Below are 14,198 nucleotides of genomic sequence, written 5' to 3' on the forward strand. Positions count from 1 at the left end.
GTGCCGTGGGGGCGAGCACCCCCGCCTCACCAGGTCGGCGGCCAGGAGACGTCGGACATCACGTGGGGTGAAGTCGGCGGCGTGGAAGGCGGGATGGCGTCCGCGAGTTCGCCGCAACGGCGTTTTCCTATCGTTGTCGTGATCTCGTCGCCCGCTGGTGTCATGCGAGCCAAGTGGACTCCTTCCGACGGGTGTGCGGGGAGCTGTCGGTGCCGCCGGGCGCGGCCGTGTGGCCCAGACAGCGGTGCACGAAGTGGATGCTCATCGCGCCTTCGCCGACCGCGGAGGCCACGCGTTTGACCGAGCCGCTGCGGACGTCGCCGGCGGCGAAGACGCCAGGCAGACTGGTCTCCAACGTCAGGCAGTCGCGGCCCTGGCTGTGCCACAGTTCGGGAACGGAGCAGGCCTGCGCCTCCGCGCCGGTGAGCACGAAGCCGCGTGCGTCGAGGGCGAGTGCGCCGGACAGCCACTCGGTGTGGGGGTCGGCGCCGGTGAAGACGAACAGGGCCCGCACCGCGAGATGGCGGTGCTCGCCCGTGCGGTGGTCGACCACGGTGACCGCCTCCAGCGCCTTGTCGCCGAGTGCCTCCGTCATCTCGGTGCGCAGCAGCACGTGCACCCGCGGATGGCGCTCGATCTGATCGATCAGGTAGCGGGACATGTGCGCCTCGAGGCTCGGCCCACGGACGAGCAGATACACCCGCGGTGCGTACCCGGCAAGGAAAAGCACGGCCTGGCCCGCGGAGTTGCCGGCGCCGACCACCGCCACCGGGTCGGTACGGCACTGCTGGGCCTCGTAGACGGTCGCCGAGTAGTGAACGCTCGCGCCCTCCAACGGCTCGATGCCAGGTATACGGAGGCGGCGGTAGCGGGCGCCGGTGGCCAGGACGACGGTACGGGCGGTGATCTCGCTACCGTCGGCGAACGTCACAGCGTAGTGGTCGTCCCGCGGTTCGAGCCGGGCCGCCTCCGCCGGGACGCTGATCCGGGCGCCGAACCTGTCCGCCTGGAGCACCCCGCGCTCGGTGAGTTCGGCGCCGGAGATGCCGGAGGGAAAGCCGAAGCAGTTGTCGATGCGGGAGGACGTTCCGGCCTGGCCGCCGGTAGCCATCGCCTCGACCACGGTGGTGCCAAGGCCTTCCGAGGCGGCGTTCACCGCGGCGGCGAGACCGGCCGGACCGGAGCCGACGATCAGGAGATCGCTGCGGCCGTTGCCCGACGGCAGGGGCGGCAGGCCGATGAACCGGCCCAGTTCGGCGTTGCTCGGATTGCGCAGCAGGGTCGTGTCCCGCCAGATCACCAGCGGCGTCTGCTCCGGACCAACCGCGAAGCGGCGCAGCAGCGCCTCGGCCTCCTCGTCCGTCTCCAGATCGATCCAGCGGTGCGGTAGCCGGTTGCGAGCGGCGAACTCGCGCAGCCGCCGGGTGTCGGGCGAATAGCGCGAACCGATGATGCGGAAACCGGCGCCCTGCCCGACGAGCAGGGCACGGCGGCCCAGGCAGGCGCGCAGCACCACATCACCAAGGAGGGAGTCCCGGGTCACCAGGTCACGCAGTTGATCCATGGACAGGGCGAGGATCTCGCCTGGATCCCTGATCACGGCGGTGTAGAAGGCCATCTGCCCGTTCAGGAGGCCGAGTTCGCCGATGAAGCGGCCAGGTCCGTGCACACGCAGCAGGCGTTCGTCGGGCGTGCCGTAGCCCTCGACGATGGCGACCGAGCCACTGAGGACGACGTAGAACGTCTCGCACCGCTCCCCCTCCCGGATCAGCACGTCACCGACGTCAACCGGGCGCGTCCGGCCATGCTGCGCCAGGCGGGCCATCTGGTCGTCCGGCAGGCGGGGATAGGCGCCGTAGATGTCGGGGGTCTCGAAGGGGACGCTCTCCTCCGCCTCGTCCGGCACCGGCGCTGCGCCCGGCCGTGTCTCGTCGCCGGGCATCACACGAACGCCTCGTGGACGAAGCACCACCGCCAGTCCTCGCCGGGCTCCATCGACGCCACGATCGGATGGCCGTCGGCGGCGGCGTGACGGCGGGCGTGCCGGTTCGGCGAGGAATCGCAGCAGCCGACGTGGCCGCAGGTCAGGCAGAGCCTGAGGTGGACCCAGGGAGAACCCATGGCCAGGCATTCCTCGCACCCCGGGGCGCGTGGGGTGACGGGGCGTACGAGGGCGAGGTGGGGGTCGGTTCGTACGGTCATGGCCGATCATCCTTTCCCGGCCGGTTCGCGGCCGGCGATCGACTGCTCCACCCACCGCCGCAGGGCAGGGGCCGGTGCGGCACCCGCCTGCCGGGCGATGGTCCGTCCTTTGTCGAGGACCAGCAGCGTCGGTACCGCCTGGACCTCGAACCGCCGCGCCAGCTGCGGGTTCTTGTCGATGTCGACCTTGACCAGCTTGATCTTTCCCGCGAGATCGGCGGCGACCTTCTCCAGCGCGGGGCTCACCATGCGGCAGGGGCCGCACCAGGTGGCCCACAGGTCGACGACGACGGGCACGGTGGACTGCTCGACGACCTCGGCGAAGTCGTCGTCTCCCGCGTCGGCCATCCACGGCAGAGGCTGTTTGCAGTTGCCGCATCTGGGGCGGCCCTCGGCGGCCACGGGTACCCGGTTGGTGCGCCCGCAGTGCGGGCAGGTGACGTTGGTGGCCGGCACGGTATTCATGCCGCCTTCGCTTCCTTCACGTCCTCGGGTTGGTCGTAGGTGACCACCAGCTCTCCGTGCTCGGCGTCGACGCGGACCTTCGCGCCGTCCTGGACGTCGCCGCGCAGCAGGGCTCGCCCGACGAGTGTCTCGACCTCGTGGGAGATGTAACGCCGGAGTGGCCGGGCCCCGTACACCGGGTCGTAGCCCTGGTGGGCGATCACCTCCCGGGCCGCGTCGGTGAGTTCGACGGTGATGCGGCGTTCGGCGAGCCGCTGCCGCAGCTCGTCGAACTGCAGCTCCACGATCCGCTCGATCTGCCGCTCACCGAGCGGCTTGAACAGCACGATGTCGTCGACGCGGTTGAGGAACTCCGGGCGGAAGTGCCCGCGCAGCTCGCCCATCACCAGGGCGCGGGCTTCGGGCTTGATCTCACCCTCGGCGGTGGCGCCGTCGAGGAGGTGCTCGGAGCCGATGTTGGACGTCATGATGATCACGGTGTTGCGGAAGTCGACCGTGCGGCCCTGAGCATCGGTGATGCGGCCGTCATCGAGGATCTGCAGCAGGGTGTTGAAGACATCGGTGTGCGCCTTCTCGATCTCGTCGAACAGTACGACCGAGTACGGCTTGCGGCGTACGGCCTCGGTGAGCTGGCCGCCTTCCTCGTAGCCGACGTATCCGGGCGGTGCGCCCATGAGCCGGCTGACGGTGTGCCGCTCCTGGTACTCACTCATGTCGAGGCGGACCATGTTCTCCTCGGAGTCGAACAGGGTCCGGGCGAGGGTCTTGGCCAGCTCGGTCTTCCCGACGCCGGTGGGGCCGAGGAAGATGAACGAGCCGATGGGGCGGCGCGGGTCGCGGATGCCGGAGCGGGCGCGGATGATGGCGTCGGCGACGAGCTTGACGGCCTCGTCCTGGCCGATGACGCGCTCGCGCAGGATCTCGTCGAGGCGCAGCAGTTTCTCGCGTTCGCCCTCCTGGAGGCGGGCGACGGGGATGCCGGTCCAGGCGGCGACGATCTCGGCGATCTCCTCCTCGGTGACAACCTCGCGCAGCAGCCGGTTCTGCCCTTGTTTGGCGGCGAGTTGCTCCTCCTCTGCGGCGAATCGGCGCTCCAGGTCCTGGAGGCGGCCGTAGCGGAGTTCGGCGGCGCGGTTGAGGTCGTAGGCGCGTTCGGCCTCCTCCGCCTCGTGGCGGACCTGCTCCAGTTCCTGGCGCAGTTCCTGCACGCGGCGGATCGCCTGCCGTTCGGCCTCCCACTGGGCGTGTTTGGCGTCGGCCTCGCCGCGCAGGTCGGCCAGTTCTTTGCGCAGCTCCTCCAGGCGGGACTTGCTGGCGGGGTCGGTCTCCTTGGACAGGGCGGCTTCCTCGATCTCCAGGCGGGTGACGCGCCGGGTGATCTCGTCGAGTTCGGCGGGCATCGAGTCGATCTCGGTACGCAACCGGGCGCATGCCTCGTCGACGAGGTCGATGGCCTTGTCGGGCAGGAAACGGTCGGTGATGTAGCGGTGGCTGAGGGTGGCCGCGGAGACCAGTGCGGTGTCCTGGATCTTCACGCCGTGGAAGACCTCCAGGCGTTCACGCAGTCCGCGCAGGATGGAGACGGTGTCCTCCACGCTGGGTTCGGCGACCAGTACCTGCTGGAAGCGGCGTTCGAGGGCGGCGTCCTTCTCGATGTGCTTGCGGTACTCGTCCAGGGTGGTCGCGCCGATCATGTGCAGTTCGCCGCGTGCCAGCATGGGTTTGAGCATGTTGCCCGCGTCCATGGCGCCCTCGGCGGCGCCCGCGCCGACGACGGTGTGCAACTCGTCGACGAAGAGCAGGATCCGTCCCTCGGCGGCCTTGACCTCGCTGAGTACGGCCTTGAGGCGTTCCTCGAACTCGCCGCGGTACTTGGCGCCCGCCACGAGCGAGCCCATGTCGAGGGCGAACACCGTCCTGTCGCGCAGGCCCTCGGGCACGTCACCGCGCACGATGCGCTGGGCCAGACCCTCCGCGATGGCGGTCTTGCCGACGCCGGGGTCGCCGATCAGGACGGGGTTGTTCTTGCTCTTGCGGCTGAGGATCTGGGTGACGCGGCGGATCTCGGCGTCCCGGCCGATGACGGGGTCGAGCCGCCCGGCCCTGGCCTCGGCGACCAGGTCACGGCCGTACTTCTCCAGGGCCTCGTAGGCCACCTCGGGGTTGGCGGAGGTCACGCGCTGGTTGCCGCGGACCTGGGTGAGCGCGCCGAGGAAGGATTCCTGGGTCACGCCGTACTCCTTCAGCAGGCGCCCGGCGGCGGTCGCCGAGCCCTCCTCGGCCAGGGCCAGCAACAGGTGTTCCACGGACACGTACTCGTCCTTGAGGCGTTTGGCCTCCCGCTCGGCCGCGTCCAGCAGCCGGGCCAGGCGCTGGGTGACGAAGACCTGGCCGGGCGACGCGCCCGGGCCGGTCACCTTGGGCCGGCGGGAGAGCTCCTCGCGCACGGCCGCGCGCAACTCCTTGGGCTCGTTGCCCGACTGCTGGATCAGCCGCGGGATCAGGCCCTCCTCCTGGTCGAGGAGGGCGAGCAGCAGATGCTCGCCGTCGACCTCGGTGTGGCCCAGGCGGCCGGCGGCGGTCTGGGCCTCCTGCAGGACTTCCTGGGACTTCTGGGTCAGGCGGTTCATGTCCATGGTGGTAGATCACTCCTCGTTCCGGCACGCCGCAGCGCGGCTTCGAGCAAGCTGATGCGGTCGAGCAGGTCGAGCACCAGACCGATGGATGTGTAGTTCAGGCACAGCCCGGTGCGCAGCCGCTGGACGCGGGCCAGGGCGGCCGGGGCAGTGGGGGCGAACACCAGCCGTCCGGAGGCGTCGCGGCCGGCGTCCACCAGTCCGAGGGCGACGAACCGACGGATCAGGTCGGGATGGAGGCCTGAGCGGTGTGCCACGGTCGCCAGGGAGAGCCTGGTCACGGGCACGATCGCGTACTGCACGCCCACGTCGGTCGTGCGTGCGTGGGACGCGCGGGCCTCGGCCGGTCGGTCGGTCATCAGGTCCTCCTGGGGTCGAACGAGGAGACAGCGGCAAGTTCCTCCAGCAGTTCGCGCTCCCGGTCGCTCAGCCGGGGCGGCACCATGATCCGCAGCTCCGCGTACAGGTCTCCGTTCGCGCCGCGCGGGTCCGGCATGCCCTCGCCGCGCAGCCGCAGGCGCCGTCCGCTGGAGGATCCGGCGGGCACGGTCACCTTCGCCGTGGCGCCGCTCGGAGTGAGCACCGGCACGGTCGCGCCCAGCGCCGCCTCCCACGGGGTGACCGGAAGCCTCACGTGGACGTCCCGGCCGTCGAGGCGGAACTCCGGGTGCGGCTGGATCCGCACCCTCAGGTACAGGTCCCCGGCGGGAGCGTCGCCGCCGCTGCCGCGCCCGCCCTCTCCGGCCAGCCGGATGCGCTGCCCGTCGGTGGTGCCGGGCGGCACGTCGACCTCGTAGCGCCGCTGCCCGGCCGGCCCGGCGAGGGTGACCGTACGGCGGCCGCCCCGATAGGCCTCCTCGACCGTGAGCGGCAGTTCGGCCTCCTGGTCGGCGCCGGGCACACGCATCCGCCCGGCGCCGCCGAACAGCGAGCCGAAGAGATCCTCGACGTCGACCCCCTCGCCCCCGAAGCCTGCCGTGGAGTACCGCACCCGGGGACCGCCACCGGTGGTCCACCGGGAGCCACTGCCGGCGCCGGCGCCGGCGGCGACCCGCTCGTCCCAGTCCTCCGGGATCTTCCGGAAGTCCTCGCCGAAGCGGTCGTACCGGGCTCGCTGCTCCGGATCGGACAGGACGCTGAAGGCCTCATTGATCTCCTTGAACCGCTCCTCCGCCTGGGGGTCCTTGTTGACGTCGGGGTGGTACCTGCGGGCCAGGGTGCGATAGGCCCGCTGGATCTCGTCCCGGTCGGCGGTGCGCGGAACGCCGAGCACCTCGTAGAAGTCGCGTGGCATGGAAGGTCACTCCCGCTTGGCGACGGTCACGCTGGCAGGCCGCAGCTGCCGCTCGGCCTCCCCGTAACCGGGTCGCAGCACCTGGACCACGGTGTTCGGTTCGGTGTCGGGATCCTGAACCACGCCGACCACCTCGTGCCGGGCCGGGTCGAACAACACGCCTCTCTCGGCGTGGCGCGGGTAGCCCAGCCGCTCCAGGATGTTCACGGCCTGGTCACGCACAGCCCGGACACCTTCGACGATCGCACCGGGATCGGCGGCCGCGTGGCTCAGGGCAAGTTCCAGGTTGTCGATGATGGGCAGGAAGGCCGCAGCCGTACGGGCGCGTTCGGCCGTGGCCTCCCGCTCCAGCTCCCTGGCGTGGCGCTTGCGCACGTTGTCGAGGTCGGCCAGGGCGCGGCGCCAGCTGTCCTCGGCCTCTCGTAGCGCGGCCGCGTATGCGTCGTCGGGTGCGGCGCTGCCGGTTGCGGCGTCGGGCCCCGGCTCTGCCTCCTCGGTCGGCGGTCCAGGCTGCGTAAGGCTTCCGCGCGGCGCCTGTACGGCGCCTTCTGGCGGCGGGTCGGGCTCTCGGCCCCGGGGTGGGATGGCCATGGCGGGCACCTCAGCCCTTGTCGAACTCGGCGTCGATCACATCGTCGTCGCCCCCGGCGCCGCCTGGCTCGGCCCCGGATCCGTCCGGTGAGCCGGTGCCCGCCGGACCGCCTGCGGCGGATCCCGCCTGGTGGGCCGCGAGCCCCGCGAAGACCTGCTGGAGTTCGGATGTCAGCGGCCGGACCTTGTCCACCCCGGCCTCGCTCTTGACCGCCTCGCGAGCCTCGGCCACCAGCATCTCGGCGCGGGCCTTCTCATGTGCGGGCGCGGCGTCGCCGAGCTCGCCGAGGCGCTTTTCGACCTGGTAGGCGATGGCGTCCAGTTCGTTGCGGGCGTCGACCGCCTCGCGCAGGGCCTGGTCCTGGCCGCGGTTGTGTTCGGCCTCCTTGACCATCCGCTCGACCTCGCTGTGGTCGAGGTTGGAGCTCTCGCTGATGGTGATGCCCTGCTCCTTGCCGGTGTCCTTGTCCCGCGCGGTGACGTTGAGGATGCCGTTGGCGTCGACGTCGAAGGTGACCTCGACCTGCGGCTCGCCGCGCGGCGCGGGGCGGATGTCGGTGAGCTGGAAGCGACCCAGGACCCGGTTGTCGGAAGCCCTCTCACGCTCGCCCTGCAGGACGACGACATCGACGGCGGGCTGATTGTCCTCGGCGGTGGAGAAGGTCTCGGTGCGGCGCACCGGGATGGTGGTGTTCCGCTCGATGATCTTCGTCATCACGCCGCCGCGTGTCTCCACGCCCAGCGACAACGGGGTGACGTCGAGCAGCAGGACGTCCTTGACCTCGCCCTTGAGGACCCCGGCCTGGATCGCGGCACCCTTCGCCACGACCTCGTCGGGGTTGACGCTCATGTTGGGTTCCTTGCCGCCGGTCAGCCTGCGCACCAGGGCCTGGACGGCGGGGATGCGGGTGGACCCGCCGACGAGGATGACCTCGTCGACGTCGTTGTCACTGACCTTGGCGTCGTCCATGGCCTGCCGCACCGGGCCCAGGCAGCGCTCCACCAGGTCGCCGGTGATCTGCTCGAACGTGGACCGCATGATCGTCGTGGTCAGATGCTTGGGCCCGGAGGCGTCGGCCGTGATGAACGGCAGGCTGACCTGCGTCTGGGTCACCGAGCTGAGCTCGGTCTTGGCCTTCTCGGCGGCCTCGAACAGTCGTTGCAGCGCCTGCGGGTCCTTGCGCAGGTCGATACCGTTCTCCTTCTGGAAGCCGTCGGCGAGCTGGTCGACCAGTCGGCGGTCGAAGTCGTCGCCGCCCAGATGGCTGTCGCCCGCCGTGGACCGTACCTCCACCACGCCGTCGCCGACGTCGAGGATGCTGACGTCGAAGGTCCCGCCGCCCAGGTCGAAGACGAGCACCGTCTCGTGCTGCTTCTTGTCCATGCCGTAGGCGAGGGCGGCCGCGGTCGGCTCGTTGATGATCCGCAGCACTTCCAGGCCGGCGATCCGTCCGGCGTCCTTGGTAGCGGTGCGCTGGGCGTCGTTGAAGTAGGCGGGCACCGTGATGACCGCCTCCGTGACCCGCTCTCCCAGCTGCTTGGAGGCGTCGTCGGCGAGCTTGCGCAGCACCTGCGCGCTGATCTCCTCGGGCGCGTAGAGCTTGTCGCCCACCTTGAAGCGGGCGGCGCCGCCGTCTCCCTCGACCAGGTCGTACGAGACGGCCTTGGCCTCTTCGGAGACCTCGTCGAAGTGCCGGCCGATGAACCGCTTGGCCGAGGAGATGGTGCCCTTGGGGTTGAGGATCGCCTGGCGGCGGGCCAGCTGCCCCACCAGGCGCTCGCCGGTGTCGGTGAAGGCCACCACGGACGGTGTCGTGCGGTTGCCCTCGCTGTTGGGTATGACTGTCGACTCGCCGCCCTCCCAGACGGCGATCACCGAGTTCGTGGTGCCCAGGTCGATGCCTACTGCCTTGGCCATGAGGAACTCCTTCCGCGACGGGCGGTCCCCCTTTGCCACTCGGAGTCGCGCCCTGTCGTCCGCACTCGGTCAGGTGACGGCGGGACCGCTCCGCGGGCGGTTGCTCTTCCAAGCTCCGCTGCTGGTGCCGGTCCCGCTGGGCACCTCGGCCAGCAGTCGCACCGCCTTGTCGACGACGACGTCGTACCGGCCGGGCTGCATGAAGCTCACTGTGGTGAAGTCCCGGCGGTCACACTGGGCCGCGTCCATCAGCAGGCCGAGCGGAGCACCGACGAGTGCTCCGAAAACCAGCCCGTACAGGGCGAGCGGCAGTCCCGATACGACCGAGTCCAGCCATTTCAGCAGCCCCAAGATCCACCCGGTCAGTGTCGCCGGGCAGGGCGCCCCGCGCCGTGCAGCGCGGCTCCGCCATGTCCCATGCGGCCGGTCACTTGTTCGACCAGGCTCACGTCCTGCCCGATGACGGCCACCCTCTCTACGGGCAAACCCTGATCGGAAAGGCGAACGCCGGCGCGTTCCGCCTCCTGGCAGGTCGTGTGCGAGGCGAGGGTCCCGCGGGCCTGCTCGTTCATCAGCCAGTCCTTCCTGTCACGGTCCCCGGTGCGCCCGGCGATCCCTGACAAGCCCAGAGTGGCAGCGGAGCGGCGCGCTCCGCCTGCACCCGGCAGGTCGGAAATCGGCACAGTCGGTCGGCCCACGAGAGCAAAGCTCACATTCAGACAAATCGGATTGCCTTGCCTAGGCTGGGTGCTCAGGGTTCGCCCAGGCGTGGATCCCACGACTCGCTCGATCGCCGCCGATGGCCGGGGGAGAACGGAGTGATCCATGGCCTGCCATCCGTCACAGAGGCTGTCCCCTCACGTCTCCGACCAGGAGGTTACCCGCCGCACGAGCGACACCGCCGGCACCGAACGGCACGACGCCCGTCCGCACGCGGCGCCGGACCCACACGGGCTGCTGGTGCTGTCCCACCTCCTGTTCGCCTGTGCGGAGCAGAGTGAGATCTTGCGGTTGGCCATGCGGCACGTCAGTGCCCTTGGGCCCTACCACGCCGAGGCCGGATACCTCGCGACGGGCGAGGGTTTGTCCCGCATCACCGGCCGCGACACCGAAGCGCCAACGGTCGACGACGCACGGATGAAGGAGTTGGGCGAGGCTGACGGCTGCGTACGCCTTCCAGGGCGGTCCTGGGACTGGGCGTTCGGCCTGCGCGGGGCCGACGGTCTGCTCGGCTACATCGTGGTCTCCTCCCACGCCGGGCCCGATGAGCAGGGGCACTTCCTCCTCTCGACCCTCGTGGGGCTCACATCGGCGGCCCTGTCGCTGGCGGCCACGCGCCCCGCGCACCATGAGGACGCCGGCGAACTGAGCCGGCTCCGGACCGAACGGGACACCGCACTGCGGCAGTTGGACACAATGCGCTCCGAGCTGCACCTGCAGAACACCGTGCACGAGACACTCGCCCGTGTCGCTGCCCGGGGCGGCGGCGAGGACGCCATCACCCAAGCGCTGTACGAGCTCACCGGGCTGTCGGCGTCCATCGAGGACCGGTTCGGCAACCTGAGGTCGTGGGCCGGTCCCGACCGGCCCGACCCCTACCCGGTGCGGTCCTCGATCCACCAGGAGGAGATGCTGCGGCAGGTCGCGCGCGAGGCGGGCCCGGTCAAGGTCAAGGACCGGCTGATCGCCCTGGCCCGGCCGCGCGGCGACCTCCTCGGCGTACTCGCCCTCGAGGACCCCGAGGCGACGGCCAACGAGCACACCATGTTCGCCTTGGACCATGCCCAACGGTCGCTCGTCCAGGAGCTCATTCATATGCGCGAACTCACCGAGGTCGAACTGCGGCTGCGCCGCCAGTTGATCGACGACCTGTTGGAGGGTGCTGATGAGACGAGTGCATACGCCCGGGCCGAAGCCGTAGGCCATGATCTGCGACGTAGCCATTATGTGGTCGTGGTGCACTGGCCGGGCAACGCCGCAGACGACTCCTTCACCCGTGCCGTCGAGCAAGCGACGTCCACCACGGCGACCCGTCCGCTGATCACCCGCCGCGGCGACCGGGTGGTCCTGCTGACCGAAGCGAGGCCCAACGACGATTCCGTGCACGCGGCGCTGTCGCATGAGCTGGGAACGCCCGACGGAGCGATCGGAGTGAGCACTCGCTGCGACTCCCCGGGCGGCGTTCCCCGCTGCTATCGGGAGGCGCTGCGGGCCCTGGAGGTGCGGCAGAACTCCCGCCAGCGCAACGGGACGACGTTCTTCGACAACCTCGGGCTGTACCGGATCCTGGGGCCCGGCAACGATCTCCGGGAGCTCGAAGGCTTCGTGCGGGAATGGCTCGGCCAGCTGATCGACTACGACGCAGGGCACGACACGGAGTTGGTGGAGACGCTCACGCGCTACTTCGACTGCGGAGGCAACTATGATGATGCGGCCGCCGCGCTGACGATCCACCGCAGCACCCTGCGCTACCGGCTGCAGCGCATCCGCGAGATCAGCGACCGCAACATGGCGGATGTGGACACCCGGCTCAGTCTGCAGGTGGCAACGCGCCTCTGGAAGATCATCCTGGGTGGGCAGCGTTGACCGCTGCCCACCCGGAGGGCCGGCGCAGCGGGTCGGCCCGGCTCTCGAACAGGTCGCCCGTGACCTCGCCGGACGCATCAAACCAGAGTCGATGTCGACCAGTTGCTCCAGCTGGCCCGTCGATGCGAGGTATCGGCGGTGACCACCCTGCTGGTGGGTAGTTATTCGCTCATGCGGAAACAAAGAACCGACCTGCGTGTCCTGCTCCTCGCCTTCGTTGCGTTCCTCTCATGGGGCCTTGTTTCTCCGGCTGTAGCGGTCGCGAGCGAGCCCAAGGCCCCGCACACGTTCGTCGCTCTCAGAGCCGTCGACAGATCCATCATTCAGGAAATGAGGTACTTCACTCCGCACAATTTCGTCGGTGAGCCGATCGACGGCTACCAGGAACCCTTGTGCATCCTCACCAGGGCGGCCGCTGACGCGCTGCACGAGGTCCAGGTGCAGATGCTCAGCACCGGTTACTCGCTCAAGGTGTACGACTGCTACCGGCCGCAGCGGGCCGTGAACCACTTCGTGCGCTGGGCCGAGGATCTCGCCGACGACACCATGAAGGGCGAGTTCTACCCGCGGGTGGACAAGTCGAGGCTGTTCACCGACGGTTACATCGCGGAGAAGTCGGGACACAGCCGTGGCAGCACCATGGACCTGACCATCGTGAAGCTCCCCGCCAAGCGAACGCGGCCTTACGTGCCCGGGGAACCACTCGTCCCCTGCTATGAGCCACACGGCACCCGCTTCCCGGACAACTCCGTGGACATGGGTACCGGATTCGACTGTTTCGACACCCTCGCCCACACGCTCGACCCGCGCATCACCGGAGTTCAGCTGGAGAACCGGCTCAGGCTGAAGGACGCCATGGAGGCCGCGGGCTTCCGTAATCTCCCGGAGGAGTGGTGGCACTTCACGCTCAACAACGAGCCGTACCCCGACACATACTTCAACTTCCCCATCGCCCGCGCCTCATTGAGCTGACCCCCTCGCATCCAGGGCCGGTCCATCCCGTCCGATCTGTTGATCGGGCGGGATCTCTGCATGTGCTGGGCATGCTCAGCCCCGTGGAGTACGAATTGCGCACACCATCGATAGCGTGAATCCAGGTGACTCGGCTCCATCCAACTCGGGGCACTCCGAAGGCTCCATCAGACCCGGGGCGGTTCAGTGCGCAGACGCAACGTTCGACGGACTCGGCGGTTGGCTCATGACTGGGGGAAGTGCGGGAATGGAGCCGGAGGGCAGTGAGCAGGACCCGGCCTCGGTCCCTGACAGGCCCCCGCAGGCGCGAGGTCGACGCAGTCGGGACCGCCGGCGAGGCCTGTGATCCCCGAGGGGATGGCGGTACTCATCGACGACGACCTGCTCTTCGAGGACGGGCATGGGCCGCGGTGGCCAATGAGTGGCTGCGGCTTCGGCATTCGGACGGTGCCCCGCGCCGGCGTCGTGGGCGACGTACGCGCGGATCCTGCGCGACTGGATCGTGGCCGCCCACTGCATGGATGTGCAGGGGTCGGCAGCACCTGGGGAGCTCGCCGGGCAGCTGATCGTTGGGCCACAGGCGGTGCGCGGTCTTCACGGCTTGTGCCCGGTCGGCGCCCCAGCAGACCTTCAGGCCGCCGATCACGGGTTTCTGCCCGCCTGCCGCACGGCGGAACTGGGCCACGAGGTCCGCGTCCGGGCTGATGGTCACGAAACCGTCGCCGATCCGGCTGGCCGGCGCGGCGGCCTGAGGGCCGAACCCCGACACGTACAGCGGGGGCGGAGTGTCGGGCAGCGTGTGAAGCCGTGCGTTCTGGACGGTGTAGTGCGGTCCGTGGTGGGTGGTCTGCGCACCGGTGAACAGCCGGCGCATCACCTACCTGCGGGGCATCGCCTCACAGGGGAGGACCGGATCCGCTTCCAGGATCTGTACGACGGGTCTTCCTGCAATTCCATTTGCAAACGCAAAGCAACCGCCCCCCTACCCATAAACCGTTCCTGGCGACCCCCGCCGAGTCAGGGGAGTGGCGCGACTACTGGTTCGCGGCCGATGAGTGCGAGGGTCACCCGGTGCGCATCGGCGCAGTCGCGCTGACTGAGCTGCTCGACGCTCCAATCCTGGTCCGTGTCCCTGCCGAAAGCGTGGAGACCTCAACGCGTGATGGAGCGTGGGGCGGGTCAGTAGTACTGGACCAGGCAGAATTCGTGCTCTTCGGGATCGGCCATCACGACGACCACGCCTTCGTCGTAGTCGTGCCGTTCGCCGGTGAACCGGCCGCCGAGGGCGATGACCTGGGCGATGCCCTGGTCGATGTCGTCGACTGCGATGTCGAGGTGCAGGCGTACCTTGACCTGCTTCGGCTCGGTCACGGGCTGGAAGTTGAGGCGGGGCTGAGCGTCCCCCGGATGGCCGAGGTAGACCCAGCCGGGCCGGGACGGCATTTTCGGTCGGTCCAGCAGCGCGGACCAGAAGCCTGCGATCCGTTCCACGTCGACGCAGTCGATGGTCACTCCGACCCAGCGGTTCGTCACG

General features: G+C 69.6%; 13 protein-coding genes and 1 pseudogene. 2 read left to right on the plus strand and 12 right to left on the minus strand.

Annotation, left to right across the window (positions count from 1 at the left end; all coding sequences use genetic code 11):
• Positions 1-160: 160 nt before the first annotated feature.
• From ACIPC1_RS12850 to ACIPC1_RS12895, 10 genes are all read right to left on the minus strand, one after another.
• Positions 161-1,942 (minus strand): FAD-dependent oxidoreductase, encoded by a 1,782-nt coding sequence (locus ACIPC1_RS12850; RefSeq protein ID WP_402516130.1) that lies wholly within the window; start codon positions 1,940-1,942, stop codon positions 161-163.
• A complete protein-coding gene (locus tag ACIPC1_RS12855; RefSeq protein WP_402516132.1) occupies positions 1,942-2,202 on the minus strand; it encodes a UBP-type zinc finger domain-containing protein in 261 nt (86 codons plus the stop codon). Before ACIPC1_RS12855 ends, ACIPC1_RS12850 begins: the two co-directional genes overlap by 1 nt.
• 6 nt (positions 2,203-2,208) lie before the next feature.
• A complete protein-coding gene (gene trxA / locus ACIPC1_RS12860) occupies positions 2,209-2,667 on the minus strand; it encodes a thioredoxin (protein WP_402516134.1) in 459 nt (152 codons plus the stop codon).
• Positions 2,664-5,303 (minus strand): ATP-dependent chaperone ClpB, encoded by a 2,640-nt coding sequence (gene clpB, locus ACIPC1_RS12865; RefSeq protein WP_402516135.1) that lies wholly within the window; start codon positions 5,301-5,303, stop codon positions 2,664-2,666. The genes trxA and clpB overlap by 4 nt, the downstream gene beginning before the upstream one ends.
• A complete protein-coding gene (locus tag ACIPC1_RS12870) occupies positions 5,294-5,662 on the minus strand; it encodes a chaperone modulator CbpM (protein WP_402516136.1) in 369 nt (122 codons plus the stop codon). Before ACIPC1_RS12870 ends, clpB begins: the two co-directional genes overlap by 10 nt.
• Positions 5,662-6,597: a DnaJ C-terminal domain-containing protein gene (locus ACIPC1_RS12875; RefSeq protein WP_402516137.1), complete on the minus strand. Its 936-nt coding sequence runs from the start codon at positions 6,595-6,597 to the stop codon at positions 5,662-5,664. Before ACIPC1_RS12875 ends, ACIPC1_RS12870 begins: the two co-directional genes overlap by 1 nt.
• A 6-nt stretch (positions 6,598-6,603) precedes the next feature.
• Positions 6,604-7,188, minus strand: a complete 585-nt coding sequence (locus tag ACIPC1_RS12880; protein WP_402516140.1) for a nucleotide exchange factor GrpE — start codon at positions 7,186-7,188, stop codon at positions 6,604-6,606.
• 10 nt (positions 7,189-7,198) lie between these two features.
• Entirely contained in the window at positions 7,199-9,106 is a 1,908-nt protein-coding gene (dnaK, locus tag ACIPC1_RS12885) for a molecular chaperone DnaK (protein WP_402516141.1), read from the minus strand.
• 69 nt (positions 9,107-9,175) lie between these two features.
• Positions 9,176-9,457 (minus strand): hypothetical protein, encoded by a 282-nt coding sequence (locus ACIPC1_RS12890; RefSeq protein WP_402516143.1) that lies wholly within the window; start codon positions 9,455-9,457, stop codon positions 9,176-9,178.
• Positions 9,458-9,468: 11 nt separating this feature from the next.
• A complete protein-coding gene (locus ACIPC1_RS12895; protein ID WP_402516145.1) occupies positions 9,469-9,678 on the minus strand; it encodes a general stress protein in 210 nt (69 codons plus the stop codon).
• Positions 9,679-9,931: 253 nt separating this feature from the next.
• Here ACIPC1_RS12895 and ACIPC1_RS12900 point away from each other — a divergent pair, with 253 nt between their 5' ends.
• Together ACIPC1_RS12900 and ACIPC1_RS12905 are read left to right on the plus strand one after the other, a co-directional pair.
• The gene (locus ACIPC1_RS12900; RefSeq protein WP_402516146.1) at positions 9,932-11,692 is read left to right on the plus strand and encodes a PucR family transcriptional regulator; all 1,761 of its coding nucleotides are present in this window, start codon (positions 9,932-9,934) and stop codon (positions 11,690-11,692) included.
• A gap of 171 nt (positions 11,693-11,863) precedes the next feature.
• Positions 11,864-12,664, plus strand: a complete 801-nt coding sequence (locus ACIPC1_RS12905; protein WP_402516148.1) for a M15 family metallopeptidase — start codon at positions 11,864-11,866, stop codon at positions 12,662-12,664.
• 521 nt (positions 12,665-13,185) lie between these two features.
• Here the strand turns inward: ACIPC1_RS12905 and ACIPC1_RS12910 are convergent.
• Together ACIPC1_RS12910 and ACIPC1_RS12915 are read right to left on the minus strand one after the other, a co-directional pair.
• Positions 13,186-13,541 (minus strand): annotated as a pseudogene (locus ACIPC1_RS12910) (LLM class flavin-dependent oxidoreductase); the annotation flags it as partial.
• A 302-nt stretch (positions 13,542-13,843) separates the two neighbouring features.
• Positions 13,844-14,197, minus strand: coding sequence for a VOC family protein (locus ACIPC1_RS12915; protein WP_402516151.1), 354 nt, complete (start codon positions 14,195-14,197; stop codon positions 13,844-13,846).
• Between the last annotated feature and the right edge of the window lies 1 nt (position 14,198).

Origin of the sequence: Streptomyces sp. NPDC087263 (assembly GCF_044744645.1) — a bacterium.
GTDB lineage: Bacteria > Actinomycetota > Actinomycetes > Streptomycetales > Streptomycetaceae > Streptomyces.